This is a genomic window from Sulfitobacter sp. SBS6, from assembly GCF_048285585.1.
Lineage (GTDB): Bacteria > Pseudomonadota > Alphaproteobacteria > Rhodobacterales > Rhodobacteraceae > Sulfitobacter > Sulfitobacter pontiacus.
The window spans coordinates 375,422-401,238 of record NZ_JBLWBA010000004.1 but is presented as its reverse complement, the minus strand read 5'-3'; the positions used below and the strand labels follow the sequence as shown (position 1 = coordinate 401,238).

Here is a 25,817-nt window from a genome sequence, read left to right as displayed (position 1 = left end):
GCAGAAAAGGAATGCCAGATGACGCAGCAGCGCCCAGCCCATGCACAACCTGACCACCCCACCGTGCCCGCCCCCAAGGTGGGTATCCTGCTGGCGAACCTCGGCACGCCGGACAACTATGATTACTGGTCAATGCGCCGTTATCTATCGGAATTTCTGTCGGATCGCCGCGTGATCGACTACAGCCCGTGGAAATGGCAACCGCTGCTTCAGCTGGTGATCCTGTCGAAACGCCCCTTCACCAGCGGTGCCGCGTATAAGTCGATCTGGAACCACGAGGCGGGCGAAAGCCCGCTGATGACCATCACCAAACAGCAAGCCGCGAAGATAAAAGACGCGATGCAGGCGCGGTATGGTGACGCAGTCATGGTCGATTATTGCATGCGCTACGGCAACCCGTCGACCCAATCCAAGGTGGCGGCGATGACCGCTGCGGGCTGTCAAAAGATCCTGTTCTTCCCGCTGTACCCGCAATACGCCGGTGCCACCTCTGCCACCGCGAATGACGCGTTTTTCGCCGCGCTCGCCAAAGAGAAATGGCAGCCCGCCGCACGCACGGTTGAACCCTATTTCGACCGCCCCGATTATATCGAAGCGCTCGCCACCTCGATCGAGAAGGCCTACGCCAAGATGGAGACAAAGCCCGACAAGCTGCTGTGTTCCTATCACGGTGTCCCGCTGCGCTATTTGATGGAGGGCGATCCCTACCACTGCCAATGCCAGAAAACGACGCGCCTGCTGAAGGAACGGCTGGGCTGGGACGACACCCAGATCATGACGACCTTCCAGTCGAAATTCGGCCCCGAAGAATGGTTGCAGCCCTATACGGTGGAAGAGGTCGCGCGGCAGGCCGAAGCCGGCAACAAGAAGATCGCGGTCTGTGCCCCTGCCTTTTCAGCCGATTGCATCGAAACGCTGGAAGAGATCAACGAAGAGATCAAGGAAAGCTTTGAACACGCGGGCGGGGAGGAGTTTCACTATATCCCCTGCCTCAATGACGACGACTTGCACATCAAGGCGCTGTCCAATGTGATCGAAGAAAACCTGCAAGGCTGGATCGACTAATCCCCCGCGCCGCTTGGACCTGAAAACAAAGAAAGCGCCTGTGGCTACAGGCGCTTTTCTTTTGTCCGCTTGTCATCTGATACCAAACGGCAGACATAAAAAAAGGCGGTGTAGAACACCGCCTTTTTCTAACTGAAACTTCGACCGAATTAGTCGGAAGCAACTGCAGCAGCAACAACGGCCAGCAGCAGCAGAGGAATCAGGATGCCCGAGGAAGAAGAGGTGGACTCTTCAACGATGACGGGTGCTTCGATGATTGGCTCTGCCAGCGAACCAGCAAATGCATTCGATGCAGCAGCTGTCAGAGCAGCGGCGAGAACGAGTTTCTTCATAACATAACCTCCAGAAAAGGCGTACTTCACAGTGTGATAGCACGCGCCCAAGACTTACCTCGTAAAACTTTCTAAACAGCATCAGCGGGCAATTGCAAACCCGGATTCAGCTTTTGAGCACCACAATCGCTAAAAAGTTGTCAAATAAGCAACACTTGGGTGCCGACGTTCGCCATGCCAAAAAGTTCAGCAATATGTTCATTGTACAGGCCAATGCAGCCATTCGACGAACGACGCCCGATCTTGCGTGTGTCATGCGTGCCATGGATACGGTAGTACGTCCAGCTCAGGTACAGCGCGTGGGTGCCCAAGGGGTTGTCAGGGCCTGGCCCGATCACCGCTGGCCACTCTGGGTTGCGTTCCAGCATCGACGGGGTCGGACGCCATGTGGGGCCGACGACCTTCTGGATCACGCTGGTACGCCCACGGCGGGTCAGCTCCTCTGTCAGCGGTACGCTTGAGGGGTACAGCTTGTAGATCGACTGATCCTCGGACCAGTAATGCACCGCGCGGCTGTCGATATCGACAAGAATGGCCCCGTTCTTGGTGTCGCTGAAGTAAGGCTGCCAATCCAGCGTGCGGAAGCTGGAGGTGTTGCGACGCACGGTCTCGGTCAGATCACGCTCCGTCTCCGTGGTCGCTTCGCTGTTCACGCTGCTTTGCGCCAGCGCGGGCGTTGCCAGCATCGCGGCGCTGCCAGCAAGGAAAGCACGGCGCGACGAAAGGGTAAATTTCTTATCAGACATCAGATGTCTCCTGAAGGTAGTTACAACCTAGTATAATACTGTCGTATATGGCTCGAAAGTCGCAGTTTCAAATCAAACAAGCGTTAACAGGCGCGCTCACGCTCATGTGCGTTTGATCTGCAACGCATCAAGCTGTATGGCACGACAAACCCAATTGCGTGGAGCTGCGCCATGATCCGTCTGTTTTCAATCCTTATTTCCCTGACCGTGGCGCTGGCGGCCTGTACCCCTGCACCGACCCCGCTTGCGTCCGACGGTCGCCCCGGCCCTACCGTCTATAAGATCGGGCGCAATGATACCGGCAAGCTTCAGTTCCGTATGCTTGATTCCGTGAACGCGCTGCGCGGTGCCTCCGGTCTGGCACCCGTTCAACTGGACGCACAACTGAACGCCGCCGCCGCGACCCATTCTCGGGATATGGCGGTGCAGAACCGCCCCTGGCACTTCGGGTCTGACGGGTCGTCCCCTGTCGATCGTATCCAACGTGTAGGATATACTGGCGCGCTGGTCGGCGAAGTCATCTCGGAAACCTACGAGACCGAGCTCGAAACACTTGCCGCGTGGATGGAGAAACCGGACACCCGCCGCATCATCATGTCGAAGGACGCTTTGAACATGGGCTTTTCCTGGCATCAGGAAAACAACGGCAAGATCTGGTGGACGATGGTGATGGGGAAGTGACCGCCAAGGTCACCCCCGCTTTTAACTAGATATCAGGGGTTCAGTGCGATCGGGGTGTTATCCCCGACCATCGCATAGATCTCCTCCATCTCGTCGTTCGAGACAGAGATACACCCCCACGTCCAATCGGTGCGATTCTTGTCCTTGGCGGTCTTTTGACCGTGGATAAAGATGTCGCCACCGGGGCTTTTGCCCAAAGCTTCCGCGCGGGCGCGGTCCATTTCATTGGGGTAGTTGATGCCGATCGACAGGTGGAACCGGCTGTTCGGATTGCGCCGGTCGATCATATAGATCCCTTCGGGCGTGCGCCCGTCACCTTCGTACACCTTGTGGCCCACAGGCGCGAACCCCAGTTTGATATCGTATGATTCCAGCACCTTGTCATGGTGCATCAGATACATCCGGCGGTCGCCCTTGTTGACGATCACATAGGTGACCTGCGGCCCGTTGTACCGTTTGAATTTACTGCTGCTGCAGGCCCCAAGCGCGACCAGCGCGGTGCCACCCAGAATCAGGTTTCTGCGTTTCATGTTCACTATGCCTCGTTCCCGCGACCTTTTCGGCCTTATGTGGATGCCCTATCATGTAGCAAATATCGATGCGGTCAAAAAGCCGTTACTGGCGGCTGTGCTCTGCCAGCTTCTTTTCGATCGCTTCCAGCTTTTCCATCACCTCAAGTCGGTAGGCATCGGTGCGCACGGTCTCTTCCTCGTTATGCGCGTCCTGCATCGAGTTCACGATCAGACCTACCAACAAGTTCACCACGGCGAAGGTCGTGACCAGAATAAACGGCACGAAGAAGACCCAAGCATAGGGATAGACCTCCATCACCGGGCGGACGATCCCCATCGACCAGCTTTCCAGCGTCATGATCTGAAACAGGCTATAGGCGCTGGCGGGCAATGACCCGAACCATTCGGGGAACTGGTCGCTGAACAATTTGGTCGCGATCACGGACCCGATGTAAAAGATGATCGTCATCAGCAGGAACACCGACCCCATACCGGGCAACGCGGTGATAAACCCTTCGACGACGCGGCGCAGACGCGGGGCGACGGACAGCACCCGCAAAACCCGCAGGATACGCAGCGCCCGCAAGACAGACAGCCCCTGCACCGCGGGCACCAGCGCGATGGCAACGACCGTAAAGTCAAAGACGTTCCAGCCGTTGCGGAAGAACCCGACCCCGCGCGCAATGATCTTGAGCGTGATCTCGGCGATGAAAATGAACAGGCAGACGCGATCCAGAAACAGGATCAGCGTGCCGTATTTCTCCATCAGGGCGGGGGCTGTCTCCATCCCCAGCAGGGCGGCGTTGAACACGATCACACCGATGATGAAATTGCTGACGGCCCGCCCTTCGACCCATCTTCCCAGACGTTCCCGCATGTTTACCGTGCCCACCATAGATCTGCGTTATTTACGTTTGCGTTGTACTTCCGGCGCAGTGAACTGCGCTGCCAGCTCCACATGGGAGGACCAGCGGAATTGATCAACGACTTGCACCCAATTCAATGTATAACCGGCGGCAATCAGCACGGCGGCGTCCCGCGCGAAGGTGACGGGGTTACACGACACATAGGCCAGCACCGGCGGCATCGCTTTGACGATCTCGGCAATCTGGGCCTCGGCCCCCGCGCGCGGCGGGTCGATGACCACGGCGTCGGTCTTGGCCAGCTCGTCCGGCAGCAAGGGTCGGCGGAACAGGTCGCGCGCCTCTGTCGTGACGGGTTTGAGCCCTGTCGACATGCGCCACCCGTGATCCAGCGAGGCGGTCATGGCGGCGTCACCTTCGACGGCGTGTACCTCTGCCTGATCGGCCAGGGGCAGGCTGAACGTGCCGCAGCCGGCAAACAGGTCAATCACATGACGCGCCTCACCGACAGCCTCGCGCACGGCGGTGACCAGCGCCGCCTCTCCGTGCGGGGTGGCTTGCAGGAACGCACCGGGCGGGGGTGTCACCTTGGCCGCACCGAAACGCTGCACGGGCGGCGTGCGCATCGCGATCACCTCGCCGTCCCAGGTCAGCCGCGCCAGCCCCAGACTGTCGCACAGATGTGCCAGTTCTTGCCGCAAGGGGCCGTCCAGCTCTTTCCCGTTCTGGACCGAGATATCGAGCCCTCCGCGCGACGCGGTCACCGTCACAGCAAGAGCAGCCTTGCGGCTTGTACCGATCACGGCAAGCTTTTCGGCAATCGGCAGCGCGCCCATCACCGCAGGGTCCAGCAACTGACACCCGGGAATTTCGATCACCACATCAGACCCGCGCCCGTGGAAACCGGCCATCGCGCCCTTTTTGGTGCGTTTCGCCGCAAAGGTGGCCCGACGGCGCGATTGCGCGGGCGAGGTTTGCAGTTGCTTAAAAACAGTCTCTATCCCGTGGGCATCCAGCGACGCCTTGACCACGCCCAGCTTGAAATCCGCGACGTAATCATCCGACGCATGCTGCAACTGGCAGCCGCCACAGGCCTTGAAGTGGCGACACGGCGGCGACACCCGGTTCTCAGACGGGGTGACGATACGGATGTCGGTCAGGGTCTGACCGTCAGGCGTGCCTGTGACCACCTCGCCCGGCAGGGTCATCGGGGCAAATAAAGGGCCGGGCGCAATGCCGTCGCCCAAGTGGCCAAGTCGCTGGATTGTATATTCTGTCATGCGCAGGGCTTACCGCGAAGCCGGGCGCAGCAAAAGCCTTATTCTGCGGCCTTCATATCCAAAAACCCGCCCGACTGCCGCCGCCAGTAGCGGGCATACAGCCCGTCTTTGGCAAGCAGCGCGTCATGGGTGCCGATCTCTAGGATCCGGCCCGCGTCCATCACGGCGATGCGGTCCATCTCGGTCAGGGTCGACAGACGGTGGGCGATGGCCATCACGGTCTTGCCCTCCATCACGCGGGTCAGCGCGCTTTGGATCGCGGCTTCGACCTCGCTATCCAGCGCGCTTGTCGCCTCGTCCAATATCAGGATCGGCGCATCCTTGAGGATCGCGCGGGCCAGCGCAATACGCTGACGTTGCCCGCCCGACAGCTTTACCCCCCGTTCCCCCAGATGCGCCTCATAGCCGCTGCGGCCCGTGTGGTCCTGCATCTTCTCGATGAACTCATGCGCCTCGGCCTTGCGCGCGGCGGCGATGACCTCTTCCTTTGTCGCGTCGGGCTTGCCATAGCGGATGTTGTCGAACGCCGACCGGTTGAACATCGCGGTCTCCTGCGTGACCATCCCGATCTGACGCCGCAAGCTTTGCTTGGTCACACCCGAGACATCCTGCCCATCAATTGAAATGTGACCCTGTTCCGCCGTATAGAGCCGCAGCAAAAGCGACACCAATGTCGATTTCCCCGCCCCCGATGCGCCGACGATGCCCAGCTTCTCTCCCGGTTTGATCGATAGGCTCAGCTCTTCGATACCGCCCGTATCGCGGCCATAGGTAAAGCGCAGCCCGTCAAAGCGGATCGCCCCTTCGTGCACCTCCAGCTCTGCTGCGTTGTCTGCATCGCGCAGCTGCTGCGGCGCGGCCAGCGTGCGCATCCCGTCTTCGACCTCGCCCACATTCGCATATAGCGCCATCAGCGTGAAACTGACCCAGCCCGTCATTTGCGCCAGCCGAAGCGACACCGCCCCCGTCGCCGCGATATCGCCCGCCGTCACCAGACCCAGCGACCAGTACCAAAGCGCGCCGCCCACCAGCAGCACCGGCAGAAACCCCGCAATCGTCATCAGCCAGAACCGGAAAGAGACACTCACCCGCCCGAAATCGAGGCTCGTATCCAGAAACTTGCGCATCGCCCCCAAGGCGGCGCGGTCCTCGTGATCGGCATGGGCGAAGAGCTTGACGGTCTTGATGTTGGTGATCGTATCGACCACCTGCCCCGTCACCATCGCGCGCGCCCCTGCGCGCGCTTTGGAATGTTTGCGGACCCGTGGCATGAAGTGGCGGATCAGGAAGACATAGCCGACCATCCAAAGCACCAGCCCCGCAGCGATGCGCCAATCCACCGTCCCAAGCAGCATCACCGCGCCGACAAAGGATGCGGCGGCGAAGAGCACCGTATGCAGCACCTCGGTCACGACATCGGTCAGCGCGCGGCTGGTCTGCATTTCCTTCTGCGAGATCCGGCCCGCGAAATCATTGTCGAAAAACGTGACCGCCTGCCCCAGCGTGTAGCGATGCAAGCGCGACAGCACGAGGTTGAACACATTCGGCGCGACCACGATCGACTGCATATACGAACTGACACCAAACAGCGCCGGACGCAGCAGCAAAAAGAACGCTAGTCCCGCCAAGAGCAGCCCCGTATGATCCGAAAATACGGCCCCCGCCTCGGCGGCAAGCGCCGCATCCACAACCCACCCAAGAACCAGGGCGGCCATCACCTCTATCACGCCGGCGAAAATCGACAGCACACCCGCGACGCCAAGCGCAGGGCCGCTGCCCTTCAACGCCCAACGAAAAAAGGCCGCCAGACGGCGCGGCGGCTCTGTCTTGGCGGGGGAAAACGGGTCGATCCAGGTCAAAGGCATTACGATGTCGGCTCTTCTGTGCGAAGGAACCCGCCGGATTGCCGGTTCCAGAAATCTGCATATAGCCCGCCTTGTGCCAAAAGCACCTCATGCGTGCCCTCTTCGACGATACGGCCGCCGTCCATGACCAGAATACGGTCCATTTCAGCGATGGTGGACAGGCGATGCGCAATGGCGATGACAGTCTTGCCCTCCATCATGCCGTACAGGGTCTGCTGGATCGCGGCTTCTACCTCGCTATCAAGCGCGCTCGTCGCTTCGTCCAGCAAAAGGATCGGCGCGTTCTTGAGGATGACCCGTGCCAGCGCGATGCGTTGCCGCTGCCCGCCTGACAGTTTCACCCCCCGCTCGCCAACCTGCGCATCATAGCCGGATCGCCCGCCCTGATCGCTCAACTCCTGAATAAAATCATGCGCTTGGGCCTGTTTCGCTGCGGCAATCACCTCTGTCTCGGTCGCGGTGGGACGACCGTAAAGGATATTTTCGCGGATCGACCGATGCAGCAAAGCATTGTCTTGCTGCACCATCCCGATCGCCTGCCGCAGGCTGTCCTGCCGGACGGTGGTGATATCCTGCCCGTCAATCAGAATACGCCCGCCTTCGGGGTCATAAAACCGCAGCAACAGCTTGACCAAGGTCGATTTGCCCGCGCCCGACCGCCCGATCAGGCCGATCTTTTCCCCCGGCTGCACGGTGATATCCACCTGATCCAACCCGCCCGAACCACGGCCATAATGATGGGTCAGCCCGCGCATCTCCACCCGCCCGTCGGTCAGGGACAGCGGCTTGGCATCGCTGTCGTCAACCAAGGTGATTGGCTGCGCAATCGTTTCAAGCCCCTCGGCCACGACGCCAAGCTGCTGGAAGAACGTCGAAAGCGCCCACATGATCCAGGCGGTCATGGAGTTCAACCGCAGCGTCAGCGCCGTCGCGGCCGTCACCACGCCCACCGTCGCGTTGCCGGTTGACCACAGATAGAACGCCCAGCCTACGACCCCGACGATTAACAAACCGTTCAAGCTGACCAGACAGATATCCATGATGGTGAATATCCGCATTTCCTTTTGAAAAGTGACGCGCGCATTCTCGATGGCGCCCTTGGCATATTCAATCTCGCGGTCGTGGTGGGCAAACATCTTGACCGAATGAATGTTGCTGTAACTGTCGACCACGCGGCCTGTCACCTCTGAGCGGGCATCCGACGCCGCCTGCGACGCAACCGCCACACGCTTGATCGTCCATTGGGTCAGCACAGCATACAGCGCGAACCACGCGACCAAGGGGATCAGCAGCTGCCAGTCCGACGTGGTTAACAAAATCGCTGCGCCGATGAGATAGGCCAGCGCATATGAAATCGCGTCAAAGACCTGAAACACGACCTCTCCCGCAGCGGGGGGCGTTTGCATGATGCGGTTGGCGATGCGCCCGGCAAAGTCATCCTCGAACCAGCCGACCGATTGCCGCAGCACCTGACGGTGTCCGCGCCACCGGAAAAGTGTGCCGTAATTTGGCAACACAGCGTTGTTCAGTAGTAACACATGGACCGCCTGCACAGCAGGACGCGCGATCAGGATAAGCAGCGCGACGACGATAAACTCCGCCCCATAGCTGCGCCATACCTCGGCCGGGCTGCCGTCCATCAGATCGACAAGACGGCCCATATAGTAGATCAAGCCGATCTCGATCGCCGCGACGACAACGGAAAGCACACCCGTGACCCAGAACACCGTTTTGAACGGCGCGCTGTAGGTGCGGAAAAAGGGCCACAGCCGCGTGGGCGGCGTGTCTTGCTCGGCGTAATCCGCATAGGGATCGACAAGATTTTCGAAAAATCGAAACATAATTCACCTGTAGGGCGCGTGTTCGCCGCCACTATAGAAAGAGCCGCGCCGAAAAGACCACAGGTTGCGTCAGCTTTCTGGCGTGTTCAACAAACTGTCGCGCGTCGCCGCAAACCCCGAAGCGATCCAGAGCGCCTTAAGCTCGGCCAGCCGCCTTCCCAAAGCAGGTCCGGTGTATTCCGGCATCAAATCAGCGGCTTGAACGGGAAATACGGCAGCTTCGGCCTGCGCGATACGATCAAGCACTGCCGCATCGGGTGGCGTTTCAGACAGGCAGGCGCGCAGCACAACAACCGCGCGCGCCATATCGCCGCCGTCGATATGGGCAATCGCGGCCACCGTCTCTGCGCCATATGCCGCCTCTTTCAGCCGATGCAGGTATTTCGCGTCCGCCTTGCTCAGCCTCAGGCGCTGGTCGATATCCTCACCGCCAAGCGCTGCCAGCCGCGTGCGCCAGTCCACAGGCATCTGCAACAGCTGTTCGAAATGCACGACCATCCCGAGCCAGCGGTCGTCGCTCCCCGGCAGAATTGTCCCCAAAACGCCGGTTTGGCGCATCGCAGCTACCGCTGGCGCAGGGTCCGGCGCGGTTAACAGCTTCGTAAGCTCTGCTCCGATCCGCTCCGCCGACAGGCTTTCCAACCCGTCGGTATGCGCTGCAATCGCGGCCAAAGCCTCCGGATCAAAGCCCTCGACCGGGTCCGCATACCACGCGCAAAACCGGAAATAGCGCAAGGTGCGCAGGTAATCTTCGCGGATACGTTGGGCGGCATCCTCGATAAACCTCACCCGCCGCGCGCGCAAATCAACAAGACCTTCAAGCGGGTCGATCACCCGCCCCTGCGCATCCGCGTAAAGCGCGTTCATCGTAAAATCACGGCGCAACGCATCGTCGAGGATACTGTCCGAAAAAGCGACAACCGCACGTCGCCCGTCCGTTTCCACGTCCCGGCGGAAGGTCGTCACCTCGAACCCCTTACCGCCGCTGACCACGGTGACAGTTCCATGTTCCACGCCCGTCGGTACGGCTTTCAGCCCAGCGCGCGCGGCAAGAGCCATGACACGCTCGGGCAATGCATTGGTCGACATGTCGACATCGCTATCCGCCACGCCCAAGAGCGCGTTCCGCACACAGCCCCCGACAAAATAGATCGCATGCCCGCCGTCCGTCACCGCATCGCATACGGCTTGGGCATCGGGGTCGGAAAGCCAGCGCGTGCTGGCGGGAAGGGTCACATCATACGTTCTGTCCATGCCCGCAACATACGCGCGGTTGCCCCCCAAATGTAATAGGGCCCATAAGGAACCGTGTAATAATACCGTCGCTGCCCCTGCCATCGGCGCGACTGGACCACGTAATTTTCGGCGTTGAGCACATGATCAAGCGGAACGGTAAAGACTTCCTCAACTTCGCCGGGCTCGGGGATAATTTCGAAGTCTTTTTTCACGAAGGCAATGACGGGCGTCACCAGAAAGTTGGTAACTGTCTCATGTGCGGGCAGCGTACCCAAGACGTCGACCAGATCCGAGGGCAGGCCGATTTCTTCCCGCGCCTCGCGTAGGGCTGCGGCAACGACATCCGCATCACCGCCATCCTGCTTGCCACCCGGGAAGGCGATTTGCCCCGGATGGTGCTTTAGCGCGGACGACCGTTTGGTCAGGATAAGTTCCAACCGCCCGCCCCGTTCAACGATCGGGGCCAAAACGCCAGCTGGCCGCAATGTTCGGTTCGCCGGTGGCGTAGACCCTTTGTTAAGGTCAAAATCGGAAGACGTGACACCAGTTTGCGCCAGCGCCTTCCGAAAATGGGCGAGCTGATCAGCTGCCACTGTTGTCTTCTGCCTCGAACCCGACTGTTTTCGGGTCCAGATCATAATGCGCGCCACAGAACTGGCAGTCGGCCGTGACGCGGCCGTCGTCTGTCGTCATCGTTTCGATATCTCCCGCCGAATAGATCGACAGGCTTTGCCGCACACGATCTTCGGAGCAGGTGCAGCCAAAGCGGACCGCCTGCGCGTCGAATACGCGCGGCATCTCCTCGTGAAACAGACGTTTCAAAAGATCTGTCGGCGGCAGGCTCGGCCCAATCAGTTCAAGCTCGTCTACCGTATCCAGCAAGACGTTGACGCGGTGCCAGTTATCCCCCTCTTCACCGTCGACCAGATCAGTGGCTTGCAGCACCTCGCCGCTACCTTCCCCTTGCGCGGCAAAGGGCGAGGCTTTGGGCATATGTTGCAGCATAACACCGCCGGCGCGCCAATGCTCATCCTCCCCCGGGGAGGTGGATTTGCCAAAGCTCAGCTCAAACCGTGTGGGCAGCTGTTCGGACTGCGCGAAATACGCCTCTGCACATTCGGACAGCGATTTACCGGTAAGCGGCGTAATCCCCTGATAGGGGGTCATACCGTTGCCCTGATCGATCATTATGGCAAAATACCCCTCGCCCACCTGATCGAAGGCCGACCCATCGGTGATCCGGTCGGCGTCATAGCTGGCGTAAGCGCGGATGCGCGCGGGTTCACCATCCTCCGTCGGGCCGTAGTAATCTGTCGCAATCATGCGCACGGGCCCCTTGGATTGGACCTGCAGTTGCAATTTCCAACGCAGTTTAATGGTTTGCCCGATCAGCGCCGTAAGCAAGGCCATTTCGGCGACCAACGCCTCTACCTTTTCGGGATAGTCATGCTGACGCAAAATCCCTTCCAGCACGCCATCCAGACGCGCGACGCGCCCCCGAATATCAGAGGCATCGAGTTGAAAGGGTAGAACGGTGTCGTCCCACGCGATTTTGTTTCCTTGGGTCATTTGACTTTCCTTACCGGCAGACGGTTGGCATACCGCGTCTATATAAGGGCAACAAGCCGTGCGAAAAGGGGGAGTCACATGATGCGACGCGTTGGGGAACCGCCCATTCCGGGAAAAACATACACGTCGCGCCCCGGAGCCTATGCGATTTTGCCCCTCAAGGGCCGCTTTTTGATGACCGCCCAGCTTAGGCCACATGTTGATATTCAGTTGCCAGGCGGTGGCATTGACCCCGGTGAATCGCCTCTCCAAACGCTCCACCGCGAGGTAATGGAAGAGATTGGCTGGACCATTGCGCGCCCCCGGCGGTTGGGCGCATTCCGGCGATACGTCTATATGCCGGAGTATGACATCTGGGCCGAGAAAATTTGCCATGTCTATGTCGCCCATCCCGTCCGTCATATTGCCCCCCCGATAGAGCCTGACCACGCAACAGTTGTTCTGTCGGGGGAAGAGGCCGTTTCGGTGCTAGGCAACGATGGGGATCGGCACTTTCTTGAACGGTTTCTGGCGGCAAGGTCCTGAAATTCGAAGCAGATGCCGGAAACATCATCAGGAAAGTCAGCCGTCCCCGCATGATCTTCTAGCCGCGACGTGAGCGCGTCAAAGAAAAGCGGCCCCCTGATGGGGTGCAGATCATGTAGAACCTGATTTAAACCATTATCGTCCAGCATTTGCCCAATCGGGTCAGGACATTCGGTCACCCCGTCGGAAAGCACGATCAGGCGGTCGCCAGGGTAAAGCTGGCTCGCGACTGTTTCATATTGCGCATCGGCAATCAGCCCTACGGGCAGCCCGCCTCTCCCGAAGTTTTCCAACCTGCGATTGCGTCGCTGAATGAAGGGGTGCGGGTGGCCGGCCTGGGTTGCCCTGATCTTGCCGGTATCAAGTTCAATTTCCGCCAAAAAAAGTGTGAAATACTGCTCCGACTCCATGTCAGAGAGCACTAGGCTGTTCAGCTCGGCGATTACTTGATCGGGCGGGCGCATTTTATACGTCCCGTCAGGTTGGCGTGCCAATGCCAGGTTTTGCTCAGGTGCGACGGCGGAAAATATACCGGCCAATCGGGCGGCCATCAGGGCCGAGCTCACCCCGTGACCGGACACATCTAGCCCGTAGATCCCGATGCTATTTCCCGCTGTGAAATATCCCACCAGATCGCCCCCTACATGCCCGCTAGACCTGAGCATCAAAGACACGGCACCCGCATCGAAGGCGCAGTAGGCTTCCTGTAAAAGGGATTTCTGAAACTTTCGCGCCTCGTCTAGGTCCCGATCCAATGCGTCATGTACGTTTTGCAACGCGTCCAGGGCTTCAGTAATGACACAGTTTTTCGACGATAATTCACGCTGCATCGTCAAAATGCGTTCGCCGGCCATAATTCGCGCGCGTAGCTCGTCAACGTTGACTGGCTTGCTGACAAAATCGTCCGCACCGCTGTCCAACCCTTTAACCACCTCGGATTTATCAGATTTTGCCGTCAGTAAAATGAAGTACCCGTAGCTGCCCTTCGAAAGTTTGCGAAACGCCTCGCAAAATTGCAGCCCCGACATACCCGGCATAATCCAATCGCTGATGATCAGATCCGGTAGCGTTTGTTCGCAGACCGCCAATGCCTCTTCAGCAGAGGCCGCTTCCTGCACATCGAATCCCCATCGCGACAACGTCGCCATCAAGATTCGCCGTTGCAGCGCGCTATCGTCGACAACCATAGCTGTTTTGATCGCGCGAAACCGCTGCGGCGTCTTTGGTCGGGCAATTTTTTCAATCTTGTTCTGCAACATTCAAAAGCTTTCGGCATCTTCGCCCCGAGCCTAGCCAACGACAGATTAAGATTCGGTGAAGCCCAAAAGTTTTTAAGTGATGATCGCCCTGCACGCTTTGTTAAGAATTTTGCCCCACATTGGCCGGAGAAAGAGGGCGAATCAGTGATTGACTGGGAACAGGTCGTGACCTTGCAGGCCGCTGTTGGGCGCGACGACTTCAGCACAATTATGTGCGTGTTTTTTAAGGAGGTGGAAGAAGCCAATGCTCAGCTAACGATGGGCGTAACGACCGATCAGTTTCGCGATATACTTCACTTTGTGAAGGGCAGCGCATTAAGCGTGGGGTTTGTCGAATTGTCAGAACAATGCGCGCAGGCCGAAGGCAATTTTGCCGGCAGCCATCAAATCACATCTATTTGGAAGGAGATCCTTACCAGCTATGAAAAATCGAAAGAACATTTCCTATCGAACACGGAGACCTGCAGTGCGCCTATAGAACAAATTGAGCCAAGGTTTCGTCATTCGTGATGTCCGTATAGGTAAATCCTGCGTCCTTCAGTTGCGCCAAAAACGGCCCAAAACTGTCAGGGCTGCGTGTTTCAATTCCGATCAGAACAGAGCCGAAGTTTCGCGCAGACTTCTTCAGGTATTCAAACCGACAGATGTCATCGTCCGGGCCGAGAATGCTCAAGAATTCTTTCAGCGCACCAGGGCGCTGCGGCATCCGCAGAATAAAATATTTCTTGACGCCGGAGTACCGCTGCGCCCGCTCTTTCACCTCTGGCAGACGCTCAAAATCGAAGTTTCCGCCGGATGCTACGCATACAATGGTCTTGCCCTTGATCTGGTCAGCTACTTCGCCCAGCGCCTCAATAGAAAGGGCACCAGCAGGTTCTAACACGATGCCTTCAACATTCAGCATTTCGATGATCGTGACGCAGATGCGGTCTTCGGCCAGATGGATCACATCACTCTCTGCGACACGATCCAACCGTGCAAAGTTACGTTGGCCAATTTTTGCGACCGCGGCCCCATCGACGAAACTATTGATAGGAGACACATCCACCGGTGCACCCGCGGCCAAAGCTTTGGCCAAACTAGGGGCCCCTTCAGGTTCAACAAAGCTATACCGGCACTCATTTTGAAAATAGCTGTAAACGCCGGACGAAAGACCGCCGCCACCAACGGGAAGCAGAATGTGGTCGGGCACGCGCCCTAACTGCTCCTCTATTTCAACCGCAACGGAGGCTTGCCCCTCAATGACATCTTCATCATCGAAAGGAGACAGAAAATGCGCACCCTCTTCCACGCAATACTGCTGCGCCGCGGCGAGTGTTTTGTCAAAGTAATCGCCGATCAAGCGAACCTCGACCTGAAGCCCACCGAACATCTTGGTTTTCTGAATTTTCTGTTGAGGCGTCGTAACGGGCATGAAAATCACACCTTTCACACCGAAATGACTGCACATAAATGCAACACCTTGGGCGTGGTTGCCCGCGCTTGCACAAACGAAAACAGACTTCTCGGGGATCACTTTGCGCATCGCGTTGAACGCCCCGCGCAACTTATATGATCTAACGGGGCTTAGGTCTTCGCGTTTCAACCATATGTCAGCGTCGTATTTTTCTGACAGATGTTCGTTACGCATCAAGGGGGTGGCGGGAAACACCTCTCGCATCTGTTGCGCCGCGCTGCGTGCTGCAGTTTTAAACATATCTGTCATCTCATCGACCTTCCCGTTGAATACTTGTCGATACGATTCCCAGGTGACGCGGTCAACGCAGCCTTCAATCTTGCTCACGCCTTGAAAAACAGGTACTTCGCGGTGCAAACCGAAAAGGAAACATCATGTCCGCGCCCAAAAAAGTTGTGCTCGCCTATTCTGGTGGGCTTGATACCTCGATCATCCTGAAATGGCTGCAAACCGAATATGGCTGCGAGGTGGTTACCTTTACCGCTGACCTCGGCCAAGGCGAAGAGCTTGAGCCCGCCCGCGCCAAAGCTGAAATGATGGGCGCATCCGAGATTTACGTGGAAGACGTGCGTGAAGAATTCGTGCGCGATTTCGTCTTCCCTATGTTCCGCGCCAATGCGGTCTACGAAGGCCTATACCTGTTGGGCACCTCCATCGCGCGCCCTCTGATTTCCAAGCGCCTTGTTGAAATCGCCGCCGAAACCGGCGCCGATGCCGTTGCGCACGGCGCGACAGGCAAGGGCAACGATCAGGTTCGTTTCGAATTGGCGGCCTACGCGCTGAACCCCGACATCAAGGTGATCGCGCCATGGCGGGAATGGGACCTGTCCAGCCGGACTAAATTGATCGAATTTGCCGAAAAACATCAGATCCCTGTGGCGAAGGACAAACGTGGTGAAGCGCCGTTTAGCGTGGACGCGAACCTGCTGCACACCTCTTCGGAAGGCAAAGTGCTGGAGGATCCGGCCGTGGACGCGCCCGACTATGTGTACCAGCGCACCGTCTCGCCAGAGCAAGCACCAGATACGCCCGAGTATGTAGAGATCGGGTTTGAACGTGGCGATGCCGTAAGCATCAACGGCGAAGCCATGTCGCCCGCGACACTTCTGGCTAAATTGAACGAACTTGGCGGCAAACATGGCTGCGGGCGCCTTGACCTTGTCGAGGGTCGTTTTGTCGGGATGAAATCCCGCGGTATTTACGAAACGCCGGGCGGCACCTTGCTGCTTGAAGCACACCGCGGGATCGAATCGATCACCCTCGACCGTGGGGCGATGCACCTGAAGGACGAGCTGATGCCGCGCTATGCGGAGCTGATCTATAACGGCTTCTGGTACAGCCCCGAGCGCACCATGCTGCAAGCGGCGATTGATGCCTCGCAAACCCATGTAACCGGTACAGTTCGACTAAAATTGTACAAAGGCCACGTGCGTACCGTCGGGCGCTGGTCGGATCATTCGCTGTATTCCGAAGCCCACGTGACATTTGAAGATGACGCTGGTGCCTATGATCAAAAAGACGCGGCGGGCTTCATTCAGCTGAACGCGCTGCGTCTCAAGCTCTTGGCCGCACGCGATAAGCGCCTCAAAGGGTAAACAAAAAAAAGGCCCGGACAGGGGGATATTCTGTCCGGGCCTTCTTTTGGGTTAGAACGGTTTACTCTGCAGTAATAACCGTCATCACCAATTTACCGTCTGGCTTGATCGGGCCGTCTTCTTTGGCGCCCAATGTGTATTCAAAGCCGCCGGTTTTCATGCCGCCCTCTTCGGAGTGGACCATGAGCATCAACATATCGCCGGATTTCACTTCTTCTTGCAGAATGGCGGCAACGTCGACGTTTTCACCGGCACGCAGTGGCGCGTAGCCGACAACGGGGCCGGGTTTCATCTCGGCATCTGTGCGGTGAACAACCATCCAGCCGTTTTCTGTTGCCATCACCTTATCGGCGCTGACCACACCGTTGGATACATCTTGATCCATCGCTTCGACCATCGCGTTGCTGTGTGCGGCGGCGAAGGCTGTACCCGTGGCAAGCGTGAGAGCCAGAGCGGTTGCTGTAAACATCTTCATGTTAAATCTCCTTGTTGCGTGGTTCTTCCTGATAATTCACGCAACATGAGATGATTTAGTTTCGATAAATCGAAGATTTTTACCCGAAATCACCTAAGCCGTTGATCATAAAGCTTGTGATAATGAGGAAGTGCTTTGGCACACAGCGCTTCTGCGGCAGGTTCAAGCCTGGGCAACGGCCCCTCTGCCCCTGCAAAACCGGTGCTTTTGTGCACGGCACCATACCAATGTGATGCCCAGATGCCATCTTCGGCACGTGGGCCCGCCGCCCAGGATAGCATTGCCGGATCGAAGGGCAGGCTGATGGCATCACACAGCTTACGCAGCATTCCTTCGGGGTTCGCGCGAATATCAGCGGAATCGATGACCAGCCCACCGATTTGATCGTACAGCGAGGTCTGTTGGCCATAGCCGATATCATTAAAATTCGGCGCTTCTCGTTTCGCGGTATAGCTGGCGATCACGCGGGCGGGGTGGCGTATCAGGTGGACATGCACGCAGCCCTCTGCCCAATCCATCGGAAACCCGTCAATCATATGATGGGGCATGTGTTTCATGTAGCGATGCGGCGTGCCCGGCTCTGCGCAGCGCGCTGCGACGCTCAGGGGGTCGCATTCATGGCCCGCGATAATTTCATCTTTCATCGGATGATCGGCGCCGGTGGCCTTAAGATACGGCGCATAGAACGGTTCATCCATCGCGGTGAAATCGGCCCGGTTGCCGAAGCTATACATCATCGCCGTGCTCAGATTGCGCGGGCCGGACCACATTGCGATACGCATCAGGCACATTCCTTTGCGATCAGGTCTTTGTACAAGCGGCGCAGCTTTTTTGTTACCGGCCCCATGTCGCCCGTGCCAATCTGGCGGCCGTCGATCATCGCGACAGGTGTTTGCGCCCCGAATGTGCCGGTCAAGAAGGCCTCGTCAGCACCATAGGTGTCGACCAATGAATAATTCCTTTCGAAACACGGGATATCATTGGCGCGACACAGGTCGATCACCTTCTGACGGGTGATTCCATTCATGCAGTAATCGCCGGTGCTGGTCCAAACCTCCCCTTTGCGGACGATGAAAAAGTTACAGGCGTTGGTTGTATTCACGAAACCGTTAATATCCAGCATCAGCCCTTCGTCGGCACCCGCTTTTTCCGCGGCAATACACGCGAGAATACAGTTCAATTTGGAATGACTATTTAGCTTTGGGTCCTGCGTCATCGGCAGCCCGCGCAGATGCGGCACCGTGGCCAGCCGGATCGGGCGCGGCATATTCGGGCGCGAGTGTTCCATAATGATCGTGATGGTGGGGCCCGATTGCGACAGCGACGGGTGCTGGAAGGGCCGCGTTTTTGGCCCCCGTGTGATCATCAGACGCGCGTGGGCATAAGTGGTCATACCATTGGCTTTTTGCGTCTCTAACAAGGCTGAAATCAGGGCGTCGCGCGTCATCCCGATGTCAAGGTCAATGGCTTTGGACGCCTCGAACAGGCGGTCAAAATGATCTTCCAGAAAAGCCCACGTACCATCATACAGCCGCAGCCCTTCCCAGATGCCGTCGCCAAGCATGAAACCGCTGTCATAGACGCTGACCACGGCCTGTGCCTTAGGGACAATCTGACCGTTTAAATAGATCAAAATGTCTTCATTGCGGGCATCTTCTTCGGCTTGGTGCGTGGTGACGTGGGTTTGCATCAAATTGCTCCTTCTTTGGCGCTGACGCTAAGAACTTCGCGCCGCGGGGCCAAGGGTGAAACCGACATCACTTGCCTGTGACATCACGGGCACCTGAGTTGCGTCGCGCAAGCATTGCGGTCACCGTCAGGCAAAACAAAGGAGAGTATTCCATGGGATTTGCCACAAATATGCGCATGATCGCGTTAAGCGCTGCCATTGGTCTGGGCCTTGCAGCACAGGCGACAACCGCAAAAGCTGCCGGAACAGAGACGCTTTTGGTCGCGGGCGGCTGCTTTTGGTGCGTTGAAGCGGACTTTGAAAGCGTGAAAGGCGTGAAAGAGGTCGTATCGGGTTTTGCGGGCGGAAGCGTGAAAAACCCCACCTATAAACAGGTCGTCGCCGGCGGCACCGGGCACTATGAAGCGGCGCAGATCCAGTATGATCCGGCGGTGGTGTCTGCGGACCAGTTGCTGTCGATGTTCTTCCGGTCGGTTGATCCAACGGACGCGGGCGGGCAATTCTGCGACCGCGGCGATAGCTACCGCACCGCGATTTTTGCCGACGGTAACGGGCAGAAGGCCGCTGCAGAAAAGGCCAAGGCCGATGCGCAGGCCGCTTTGGGCAAGACCGTCGTAACCCCGATCTTGGGCAAAGCCGCGTTCTACCCCGCCGATGCCTACCACCAGGATTACTACAAAAGCGATGAACGTCTGGCCTTTACTAGCGTCGGCTTGGGTGTGAAGAAATCCGTCGCCTACAAGCGCTATCGCAACGGCTGCGGGCGCGACCAGCGCGTGAAACAACTTTGGGGTAGCGCCGCGCCCTTCGCGAAATAACGTTAACCCCGCGTTAATCGCGAGCGTTAATCTTCGTCAAAACCGTGATCCTGGATGTCTTTGAGGTCCGGGATCACATCCGCTGTCCCTTGCCGCGTCACCATCAAGGCGCCAGCTTGCATTGCCAGCGCAATTGCATCCGGCATCGACAGTTTGCGGTCCAAGGCAGCGATCAGATAGCCGGTAAACGTGTCCCCCGCCCCCGTGGTATCGATGGCTTTGACCGGATAGGCCGGAAAGCTTTGCACCGTTTTCGCCTTGTTAGAGACCCATTTGCACCCCTCAGCGCCCAAGGTCACGATAATATCGTCGATCGGCAGCGCGTCGATGCGGGCACCTGTGGTTTTTTCAAGCGCCTCTGCCTCGACCTCGTTCAACACCAGCAGATCAATGTCGGGCAGAACCTGCGCCACGATTTCAGCATCAAAGGGCGCGGCGGCATAGGCGACGCGCAGGCCCAAAGTATGCGCAGTCTGCGCGGCAAAGCGTTGGCCCAGGGTTTCGTTCTGCATCAGCAGAAAGTCACCGGGCGATGCCTCTGCCAGGGCGGCCCCGATCATCTGGGTGGTGATCTGGTGATTGGCCCCTGAGAACAACACGATAGAGTTTTCGCCATCCTCGGCCACACAGATATTCGCGTGACCGGTGGCCGTGTCGATCATGCTGATATGCTGCGTTTCGACGCCATATTCCAACAAGCGGTCCACGGTCCATTTCCCATCCGGCCCCACGGCGCCGATATGCATAACGCGCGTTCCGGCGCGGGCGGCGGCGACCGACATATTGGCCCCCTTCCCGCCCAACCCTTGCCGGAAATCATGCGCGGCAATCGTTTCCCCCGGCGCCGGCAGATGCCGCAGATAGTAGAAATTATCCGCGTTGATAGAGCCGAGGTTCCAGATCATTCGCCGACCTTGCAGGCCGCCAGAATAGCCATGTTCAGGATGTCATTCGCGGTGGATGTGGTCGAACAGATCTGGATCGACTTGTCCAACCCCGTCAGGATCGGGCCGATTACTGTGGCTCCCGCCATTTCCTGCATCAATTTGACCGATATACTGGCCGAATGCCGCGCCGGCACGACGAGGATATTCGCAGGCCCTGTCAGCCGCGAGAACGGATAGTTCTTTTGGCTTTCGGCATTCAGCGCCACATCGACGGTCATTTCGCCTTCGTATTCGAAATCGACCCCGCGTGCGTCCAGCACATCGGGGGCACGTTGCATCTTTTCTGCGCGCTCGGAAACCGGATAGCCAAAGGTAGAGAAGCTGACGAAGGCAACCCGCGGCTCAAGCCCCATGTGACGGGCGACCTTGGCCCCTTTTTCAGCAATATTCGCAAGGTCTTCTTCGTTCGGCCATTCATGCACCAGCGTATCGCCGATGAACACAATCCGCCCCTTGTGCAGCAGCGCAGTGATCCCGACGGCGCCGTGTTTTGCATTTGCATCGAACACGTGGTTCAGCCGTTCAAGCACATGGGCGGATTTGCGGGTTGCACCGGTCACCAGACCATCGCCATGCCCGTGCGCCAACATCAAGGCGGCAAAGACGTGGCGGTCACGGGCGGCCAGACGGTGGATATCCTTGCTGTCCGACCCTTTGCGCTGCAAGCGATTGTAAAGGAAAGATTTATACGTCTCCAGGTGCTGGGTATTGGCCGCATTCACGACCTCAAGCTCGCGGTAGGCATCCTCCATCCCCGCCGCCGTCAGCTTGGCCTTTACGTCGTCAGCACGTCCGACCACCAGCGCCTTGCCCAGACCGGAGCGTTGATACATCACCGCAGCCCGCAGAACCTTGGGGTCATCCCCTTCGGCAAAGATCATCCGCGCCTGATTGGCCCGCGCACGGGCGTTGATCCCACGCAGGATATTCGCCGTCGGGTCCATCCGCGACTTCAGGCTCAGCTCGTAGGCGTCCATATCGATGATCGGGCGCCGCGCGGCGCCGGTGTCCATACCTGCACGTGCAACAGCAGGCGGAATACGATGGATCAGACGCGGATCGAACGGCGTCGGGATGATGTAATCCCGACCAAAGCTCAGGTTCTTGCCATAGGCCAGCGCCACTTCGTCCGGCACATCCTCGCGTGCCAGATCGGCCAAAGCGTGGGCGCAGGCGATCTTCATCTCGTCGTTGATGGCGCGGGCGTGGATATCCAACGCCCCGCGGAACAGGTAGGGAAAGCCCAAAACGTTGTTAACCTGATTGGGATAATCGCTACGGCCCGTGGCGACAATCGCATCGGGGCGCACCTCGTGCGCTTCTTCCGGCGTGATTTCAGGATCGGGGTTCGCCATCGCGAAGATCACCGGATTATCCGCCATGCTGGCGACCATCGCGGGCGTCACGGCCCCTTTGACCGACACACCCAAGAACACATCCGCGTTCTTCATCGCCTCTTCCAGCGTGCGCAGCTCGGTCTGCGCGGCATGGGCCGACTTCCACTGGTTCATACCCTCGGTACGGCCCTGATAGATCACACCTTTTGTATCGCACATGATACAGTTGTTATGCTTGGCCCCCATCGCCTTGAGCAGTTCAAGACAGGCGATCCCCGCCGCCCCCGCACCGTTCAACACGATCTGCACATCTTCGATCTTCTTGCCCGAAATGCGCAAGGCGTTCAGCAGACCGGCAGCACAGATCACCGCGGTGCCGTGCTGGTCGTCGTGAAAGACGGGAATATCCATCTCTTCTTTCAGACGCTGTTCGATGATGAAACATTCCGGCGCCTTGATATCCTCAAGGTTGATCCCGCCGAACGTCGGCCCCATCAGCTTGACCGCGTTGATGAACGCTTCGGGGTCTTCGGTGTCCAGCTCGACGTCGATCGAATTCACGTCGGCGAACCGTTTGAACAGCACCGACTTGCCCTCCATCACCGGTTTCGACGCCAGCGCACCAAGGTTGCCCAAGCCCAAAACGGCAGTGCCGTTGGAAATCACCGCGACCATATTGCCCTTGTTGGTATAGTCATATGCCAGCTCGGGATTTTCGGCGATCGCCTCACAGGGAACGGCAACACCGGGGGAATAGGCGAGGCTCAGATCCCGCTGGGTCGTCATCGGGACGGTTGCGGTGATTTCGAACTTGCCCGGCGTGGGTTCAAGGTGAAAGGCGAGCGCCTCTTCGGACGTGATGCGGTTTTTGGTCACTAGAACGGCTTTCCTCATGGTTTCCCGCTTGATATCGCCGATCGGCCCCTCACACAATCATGATGGCGCTCACGGTTTGCACGACGTCGCGGCGACGCCGCGCGTGCAACGCCGGTCCGCCCTTTCGTCCGGAGGCACGGTTTTGTACACAACGTTAACTCGAACCGGGGGCGCAGGGTGACCGAAGAAAAAATCACGCCAATGATGGCGCAATATCTAGAGCTTAAATCCCAGTACGCCGAAGCGCTGCTGTTCTACCGCATGGGCGATTTCTACGAGATGTTCTTTGACGATGCCGTCGCCGCGGCTGAAGCGCTGGATATCGCGCTGACCAAACGCGGCAAACACGGGGGCGAAGACATCCCCATGTGCGGCGTTCCGGTGCATGCCGCCGAAGGGTATTTGCTGACGCTGATCCGCAAAGGCTTCCGCGTGGCGGTCTGCGAACAGATGGAAAGCCCGGCAGAGGCGAAGAAACGCGGCTATAAATCCGTGGTCAAACGCGATGTCGTGCGGCTGGTCACCCCCGGCACATTGACCGAGGAATCTCTGCTCGAAGCGCGGCGCCACAACTATCTGGCCGCATTTGCAGAGGTCCGCGACGGTCATGCGCTGGCCTGGGTCGATATTTCGACCGGTGCGTTTCACGTGATGCCCCTGACCCTGTCGCGGCTTGGCCCCGAACTGGCCCGTCTGTCCCCGTCAGAGCTGATCGTGTCAGAAGCGAAAGAGGCTGATCTGCGTGAATTAGTCTCTGATTTCGACATCGCGCTAACCCCTATCGCACGCTCTGCCTTTGACAGCAGCAGCGCCGAAAAACGGGTCTGCGATCTGTTCGGCATCGGGTCGCTCGACGCCTTCGGCAGTTTTGAACGCGCCGATATCTCGGCCATGGGCGCGATCATCGACTACCTCGAGATTACACAGAAGGGCAAACTCCCCCTCCTGCGCCCGCCGCAGAAAGAGGCCGAGGCCCGCAGCGTACAGATCGACGCTGCCACACGTCGCAATCTTGAACTGACACATGCGCTGACCGGTGGTCGCGCCGGCACGCTGTTGTCCGTTATGGACAAGACAGTGACCGCCGGTGGCGCCCGGCTGTTGGAACGGCGCATTTCGTCACCTTCCCGTGTGTTAGAGACGATTCAATCCCGTCTGGACGCGATCAGCTTTGCCTATGACACACCGTCGATCCGCAATGACATCCGCCAGCATCTGCGCAACGTCCCTGATCTGGACCGCGCCCTGTCGCGCCTGTCGCTGGACCGCGGCGGCCCCCGTGACCTTGCCGCCATCCGAAACGGCCTGACCGAAGCCAGCCATCTGGCCGACAAGATGCAAGCCGCCGCCCTGCCCGATCTGCTGGCCCAGGCCGCCAAAGGGCTTACCGGCCATGACAGCCTGATCGATCTGCTTGACGATGCGCTGATTGCCGAGCCCCCCCTACTGGCCCGCGACGGCGGCTTTATCGCGCCAGGGTATGACGCCGAGCTGGACGAGGTGCGCACCCTGCGGGACGAAGGCCGCAGCGTCATTGCCCAGATGCAGCAGGATTTCATCACGCTCACCGGTATCTCGACGTTGAAGATCAAACACAACAACGTGCTTGGGTATTTCGCCGAAGTCACAGCGACCCACGCCGAGAAAATGCTGTCGGCGCCGCTGTCCGATACCTTTATCCACCGTCAGACCACCGCCAATCAGGTCCGTTTCACAACCGTGGAACTGTCAGAGATGGAGACAAAGATCCTCAACGCGGGCAACCACGCGCTGGAGATTGAAAAGCGGCTCTATGAAACGTTGAAACGCGCGATTCTGGATCACTCCGGCCCGATCGGTGTCGCCTCGGCTGGGTTGGCCGAGATTGATCTGGCCACCGGTCTGGCCGATCTGGCGCAGTCCGAGAACTGGGTGAAACCCCGCGTCGATAATTCACGTGCCTTCGACATTCAGGGGGGCCGCCATCCGGTCGTGGAACGCGCCTTGGCCCAGCAATCCGGCAGCCCCTTTATCGCCAACGATTGCACCCTGTCTGCCGATGGCGACAACGCGAATATCTGGCTGCTCACCGGCCCTAACATGGCGGGTAAATCGACCTTCCTGCGGCAGAACGCGATCATCGCCCTGATGGCGCAAATGGGCAGCTACGTGCCTGCCGCCACCGCCCACATCGGCCTGATTAGCCAGATTTTCAGCCGTGTCGGCGCCTCTGACGATCTGGCACGGGGCCGTTCCACGTTTATGGTCGAAATGGTCGAAACCGCCGCAATCCTCAATCAGGCGGACGACCGCGCGCTTGTGATCCTGGATGAAATCGGGCGCGGCACGGCGACCTATGATGGCTTGTCCATCGCCTGGGCCACGCTGGAACATCTGCATGATATCAACCGCTCTCGCGCTTTGTTCGCGACACACTACCATGAAATGACCGCGCTTTCGAACAAGCTTGGCGGGGTCGATAACGCCACCGTCGCGGTCAAGGAATGGGACGGAGAGGTGATCTTCCTGCACGAGGTCCGCAAAGGCGCCGCCGATCGGTCCTACGGTGTGCAGGTCGCGCAATTGGCCGGCCTGCCGCCTTCCGTCATCGCGCGCGCACGCGTCGTGCTTGAAGCGTTGGAAAAGGGCGAACGCGAAGGCGGCGCGACGCAGAAAACCCTGATCGACGACCTGCCCCTGTTTGCCGTGGCACCGGCACCTGCGCCCCAACCAAAACAAAGCTCCAAGCTCGAAGAAACGCTGGCCGAGATTATCCCCGACGAGCTCTCTCCACGTGAAGCGCTCGACCTGCTCTATAAATTGAAAGAGGCGGCCAAAACCTGACCGCCTCCCTCGCTTCCAAATGGTGT

Annotated in this window: 23 protein-coding genes and 1 pseudogene; 7 read left to right on the top strand and 17 right to left on the bottom strand. The window is 58.6% G+C overall.

Annotated elements, in window-relative coordinates; genetic code table 11:
- Positions 1–18 precede the first annotated feature (18 nt).
- A complete protein-coding gene (gene hemH / locus ACNQ62_RS03155) occupies positions 19–1,065 on the top strand; it encodes a ferrochelatase (RefSeq protein WP_064217209.1) in 1,047 nt (348 codons plus the stop codon).
- Positions 1,066–1,214: 149 nt separating this feature from the next.
- Here the strand turns inward: hemH and ACNQ62_RS03150 are convergent, their stop codons facing one another.
- Both ACNQ62_RS03150 and ACNQ62_RS03145 read right to left on the bottom strand, forming a co-directional pair.
- Entirely contained in the window at positions 1,215–1,397 is a 183-nt protein-coding gene (locus tag ACNQ62_RS03150) for a hypothetical protein (protein ID WP_005850832.1), read from the bottom strand.
- Between the two features lie 140 nt (positions 1,398–1,537).
- Positions 1,538–2,143 (bottom strand): L,D-transpeptidase, encoded by a 606-nt coding sequence (locus ACNQ62_RS03145; protein ID WP_037942384.1) that lies wholly within the window; start codon positions 2,141–2,143, stop codon positions 1,538–1,540.
- Between the two features lie 171 nt (positions 2,144–2,314).
- On the opposite strand from ACNQ62_RS03145, the gene ACNQ62_RS03140 reads away from it, so the two are divergent.
- A complete protein-coding gene (locus ACNQ62_RS03140) occupies positions 2,315–2,824 on the top strand; it encodes a CAP domain-containing protein (RefSeq protein WP_005850828.1) in 510 nt (169 codons plus the stop codon).
- Between the two features lie 32 nt (positions 2,825–2,856).
- Here the strand turns inward: ACNQ62_RS03140 and ACNQ62_RS03135 are convergent, their stop codons facing one another.
- From ACNQ62_RS03135 to ACNQ62_RS03100, 8 genes are all read right to left on the bottom strand, one after another.
- On the bottom strand, positions 2,857–3,354 hold the full coding sequence (locus ACNQ62_RS03135) for a L,D-transpeptidase family protein (protein WP_005850826.1): 498 nt from the start codon (positions 3,352–3,354) through the stop codon (positions 2,857–2,859).
- Between the two features lie 85 nt (positions 3,355–3,439).
- Positions 3,440–4,231 carry an ion transporter gene (locus ACNQ62_RS03130; RefSeq protein WP_005850824.1) on the bottom strand — a complete coding sequence of 264 codons (792 nt, stop codon included), beginning with the start codon at positions 4,229–4,231 and terminating at the stop codon, positions 3,440–3,442.
- Between the two features lie 9 nt (positions 4,232–4,240).
- Entirely contained in the window at positions 4,241–5,479 is a 1,239-nt protein-coding gene (locus tag ACNQ62_RS03125; RefSeq protein ID WP_418094177.1) for a class I SAM-dependent RNA methyltransferase, read from the bottom strand.
- 38 nt (positions 5,480–5,517) lie between these two features.
- Positions 5,518–7,344, bottom strand: coding sequence for an ABC transporter ATP-binding protein (locus ACNQ62_RS03120; RefSeq protein ID WP_418094176.1), 1,827 nt, complete (start codon positions 7,342–7,344; stop codon positions 5,518–5,520).
- Positions 7,344–9,185 carry an ABC transporter ATP-binding protein gene (locus ACNQ62_RS03115; protein WP_418094175.1) on the bottom strand — a complete coding sequence of 614 codons (1,842 nt, stop codon included), beginning with the start codon at positions 9,183–9,185 and terminating at the stop codon, positions 7,344–7,346. The genes ACNQ62_RS03120 and ACNQ62_RS03115 overlap by 1 nt, the downstream gene beginning before the upstream one ends.
- A gap of 69 nt (positions 9,186–9,254) precedes the next feature.
- Positions 9,255–10,439: a CCA tRNA nucleotidyltransferase gene (locus ACNQ62_RS03110; protein WP_418094174.1), complete on the bottom strand. Its 1,185-nt coding sequence runs from the start codon at positions 10,437–10,439 to the stop codon at positions 9,255–9,257.
- Positions 10,418–11,014 (bottom strand): CoA pyrophosphatase, encoded by a 597-nt coding sequence (locus tag ACNQ62_RS03105; RefSeq protein WP_009825734.1) that lies wholly within the window; start codon positions 11,012–11,014, stop codon positions 10,418–10,420. Before ACNQ62_RS03105 ends, ACNQ62_RS03110 begins: the two co-directional genes overlap by 22 nt.
- Complete coding sequence (locus ACNQ62_RS03100) at positions 11,004–11,990, bottom strand: Hsp33 family molecular chaperone HslO (RefSeq protein ID WP_418094173.1); 987 nt, start codon at positions 11,988–11,990, stop codon at positions 11,004–11,006. The genes ACNQ62_RS03105 and ACNQ62_RS03100 overlap by 11 nt, the downstream gene beginning before the upstream one ends.
- A 78-nt stretch (positions 11,991–12,068) precedes the next feature.
- Here ACNQ62_RS03100 and ACNQ62_RS03095 point away from each other — a divergent pair, with 78 nt between their 5' ends.
- Complete coding sequence (locus ACNQ62_RS03095) at positions 12,069–12,515, top strand: NUDIX hydrolase (RefSeq protein ID WP_005850812.1); 447 nt, start codon at positions 12,069–12,071, stop codon at positions 12,513–12,515.
- 11 nt (positions 12,516–12,526) lie between these two features.
- Here the strand turns inward: ACNQ62_RS03095 and ACNQ62_RS03090 are convergent.
- Positions 12,527–13,663, bottom strand: a pseudogene (locus tag ACNQ62_RS03090) (SpoIIE family protein phosphatase); the annotation flags it as partial.
- A gap of 12 nt (positions 13,664–13,675) precedes the next feature.
- Between ACNQ62_RS03090 and ACNQ62_RS03085 the strand changes: the two are divergent.
- Positions 13,676–14,284 (top strand): Hpt domain-containing protein, encoded by a 609-nt coding sequence (locus ACNQ62_RS03085; RefSeq protein ID WP_418094172.1) that lies wholly within the window; start codon positions 13,676–13,678, stop codon positions 14,282–14,284.
- Here the strand turns inward: ACNQ62_RS03085 and ilvA are convergent.
- Positions 14,247–15,479 (bottom strand): threonine ammonia-lyase IlvA, encoded by a 1,233-nt coding sequence (gene ilvA / locus ACNQ62_RS03080; RefSeq protein WP_132997698.1) that lies wholly within the window; start codon positions 15,477–15,479, stop codon positions 14,247–14,249. The genes ACNQ62_RS03085 and ilvA overlap by 38 nt on opposite strands.
- A gap of 125 nt (positions 15,480–15,604) precedes the next feature.
- On the opposite strand from ilvA, the gene ACNQ62_RS03075 reads away from it, so the two are divergent.
- The gene (locus ACNQ62_RS03075; protein WP_005850804.1) at positions 15,605–16,825 is read left to right on the top strand and encodes an argininosuccinate synthase; all 1,221 of its coding nucleotides are present in this window, start codon (positions 15,605–15,607) and stop codon (positions 16,823–16,825) included.
- A gap of 61 nt (positions 16,826–16,886) precedes the next feature.
- Here the strand turns inward: ACNQ62_RS03075 and ACNQ62_RS03070 are convergent, their stop codons facing one another.
- The 3 genes from ACNQ62_RS03070 to ACNQ62_RS03060 form a co-directional block, all read right to left on the bottom strand.
- Positions 16,887–17,300: a DUF7282 domain-containing protein gene (locus ACNQ62_RS03070; protein ID WP_005850801.1), complete on the bottom strand. Its 414-nt coding sequence runs from the start codon at positions 17,298–17,300 to the stop codon at positions 16,887–16,889.
- 89 nt (positions 17,301–17,389) lie between these two features.
- Positions 17,390–18,082 (bottom strand): hypothetical protein, encoded by a 693-nt coding sequence (locus ACNQ62_RS03065; protein WP_064217218.1) that lies wholly within the window; start codon positions 18,080–18,082, stop codon positions 17,390–17,392.
- Complete coding sequence (locus ACNQ62_RS03060) at positions 18,082–18,990, bottom strand: D-amino acid aminotransferase (protein ID WP_418094171.1); 909 nt, start codon at positions 18,988–18,990, stop codon at positions 18,082–18,084. Before ACNQ62_RS03060 ends, ACNQ62_RS03065 begins: the two co-directional genes overlap by 1 nt.
- 152 nt (positions 18,991–19,142) lie before the next feature.
- Here ACNQ62_RS03060 and msrA point away from each other — a divergent pair, with 152 nt between their 5' ends.
- Positions 19,143–19,808 (top strand): peptide-methionine (S)-S-oxide reductase MsrA, encoded by a 666-nt coding sequence (msrA, locus tag ACNQ62_RS03055; RefSeq protein WP_009825724.1) that lies wholly within the window; start codon positions 19,143–19,145, stop codon positions 19,806–19,808.
- 26 nt (positions 19,809–19,834) lie between these two features.
- Here msrA and ACNQ62_RS03050 read toward each other — a convergent pair whose 3' ends face one another.
- Positions 19,835–20,713 carry a ribokinase gene (locus ACNQ62_RS03050; protein WP_005850793.1) on the bottom strand — a complete coding sequence of 293 codons (879 nt, stop codon included), beginning with the start codon at positions 20,711–20,713 and terminating at the stop codon, positions 19,835–19,837.
- Positions 20,710–22,968 (bottom strand): NADP-dependent malic enzyme, encoded by a 2,259-nt coding sequence (locus tag ACNQ62_RS03045; protein ID WP_005850791.1) that lies wholly within the window; start codon positions 22,966–22,968, stop codon positions 20,710–20,712. The genes ACNQ62_RS03050 and ACNQ62_RS03045 overlap by 4 nt, the downstream gene beginning before the upstream one ends.
- A gap of 201 nt (positions 22,969–23,169) precedes the next feature.
- On the opposite strand from ACNQ62_RS03045, the gene mutS reads away from it, so the two are divergent.
- Positions 23,170–25,791, top strand: coding sequence for a DNA mismatch repair protein MutS (mutS, locus tag ACNQ62_RS03040; protein WP_289081939.1), 2,622 nt, complete (start codon positions 23,170–23,172; stop codon positions 25,789–25,791).
- Positions 25,792–25,817 lie beyond the last annotated feature (26 nt).

Coding starts and splice junctions, on each gene's coding strand:
- hemH (WP_064217209.1), top strand. CDS start 19: ATGACGCAGCAGCGCCCAGCCCATGCACAACCTGACCACCCCACCGTG.
- ACNQ62_RS03150 (WP_005850832.1), bottom strand. CDS start 1,397: ATGAAGAAACTCGTTCTCGCCGCTGCTCTGACAGCTGCTGCATCGAAT.
- ACNQ62_RS03145 (WP_037942384.1), bottom strand. CDS start 2,143: ATGTCTGATAAGAAATTTACCCTTTCGTCGCGCCGTGCTTTCCTTGCT.
- ACNQ62_RS03140 (WP_005850828.1), top strand. CDS start 2,315: ATGATCCGTCTGTTTTCAATCCTTATTTCCCTGACCGTGGCGCTGGCG.
- ACNQ62_RS03135 (WP_005850826.1), bottom strand. CDS start 3,354: ATGAAACGCAGAAACCTGATTCTGGGTGGCACCGCGCTGGTCGCGCTT.
- ACNQ62_RS03130 (WP_005850824.1), bottom strand. CDS start 4,231: ATGGTGGGCACGGTAAACATGCGGGAACGTCTGGGAAGATGGGTCGAA.
- ACNQ62_RS03125 (WP_418094177.1), bottom strand. CDS start 5,479: ATGACAGAATATACAATCCAGCGACTTGGCCACTTGGGCGACGGCATT.
- ACNQ62_RS03120 (WP_418094176.1), bottom strand. CDS start 7,344: ATGCCTTTGACCTGGATCGACCCGTTTTCCCCCGCCAAGACAGAGCCG.
- ACNQ62_RS03115 (WP_418094175.1), bottom strand. CDS start 9,185: ATGTTTCGATTTTTCGAAAATCTTGTCGATCCCTATGCGGATTACGCC.
- ACNQ62_RS03110 (WP_418094174.1), bottom strand. CDS start 10,439: ATGGACAGAACGTATGATGTGACCCTTCCCGCCAGCACGCGCTGGCTT.
- ACNQ62_RS03100 (WP_418094173.1), bottom strand. CDS start 11,990: ATGACCCAAGGAAACAAAATCGCGTGGGACGACACCGTTCTACCCTTT.
- ACNQ62_RS03095 (WP_005850812.1), top strand. CDS start 12,069: ATGATGCGACGCGTTGGGGAACCGCCCATTCCGGGAAAAACATACACG.
- ilvA (WP_132997698.1), bottom strand. CDS start 15,479: ATGACAGATATGTTTAAAACTGCAGCACGCAGCGCGGCGCAACAGATG.
- ACNQ62_RS03075 (WP_005850804.1), top strand. CDS start 15,605: ATGTCCGCGCCCAAAAAAGTTGTGCTCGCCTATTCTGGTGGGCTTGAT.
- ACNQ62_RS03070 (WP_005850801.1), bottom strand. CDS start 17,300: ATGAAGATGTTTACAGCAACCGCTCTGGCTCTCACGCTTGCCACGGGT.
- ACNQ62_RS03065 (WP_064217218.1), bottom strand. CDS start 18,082: ATGCGTATCGCAATGTGGTCCGGCCCGCGCAATCTGAGCACGGCGATG.
- ACNQ62_RS03060 (WP_418094171.1), bottom strand. CDS start 18,990: ATGCAAACCCACGTCACCACGCACCAAGCCGAAGAAGATGCCCGCAAT.
- msrA (WP_009825724.1), top strand. CDS start 19,143: ATGGGATTTGCCACAAATATGCGCATGATCGCGTTAAGCGCTGCCATT.
- ACNQ62_RS03050 (WP_005850793.1), bottom strand. CDS start 20,713: ATGATCTGGAACCTCGGCTCTATCAACGCGGATAATTTCTACTATCTG.
- mutS (WP_289081939.1), top strand. CDS start 23,170: ATGATGGCGCAATATCTAGAGCTTAAATCCCAGTACGCCGAAGCGCTG.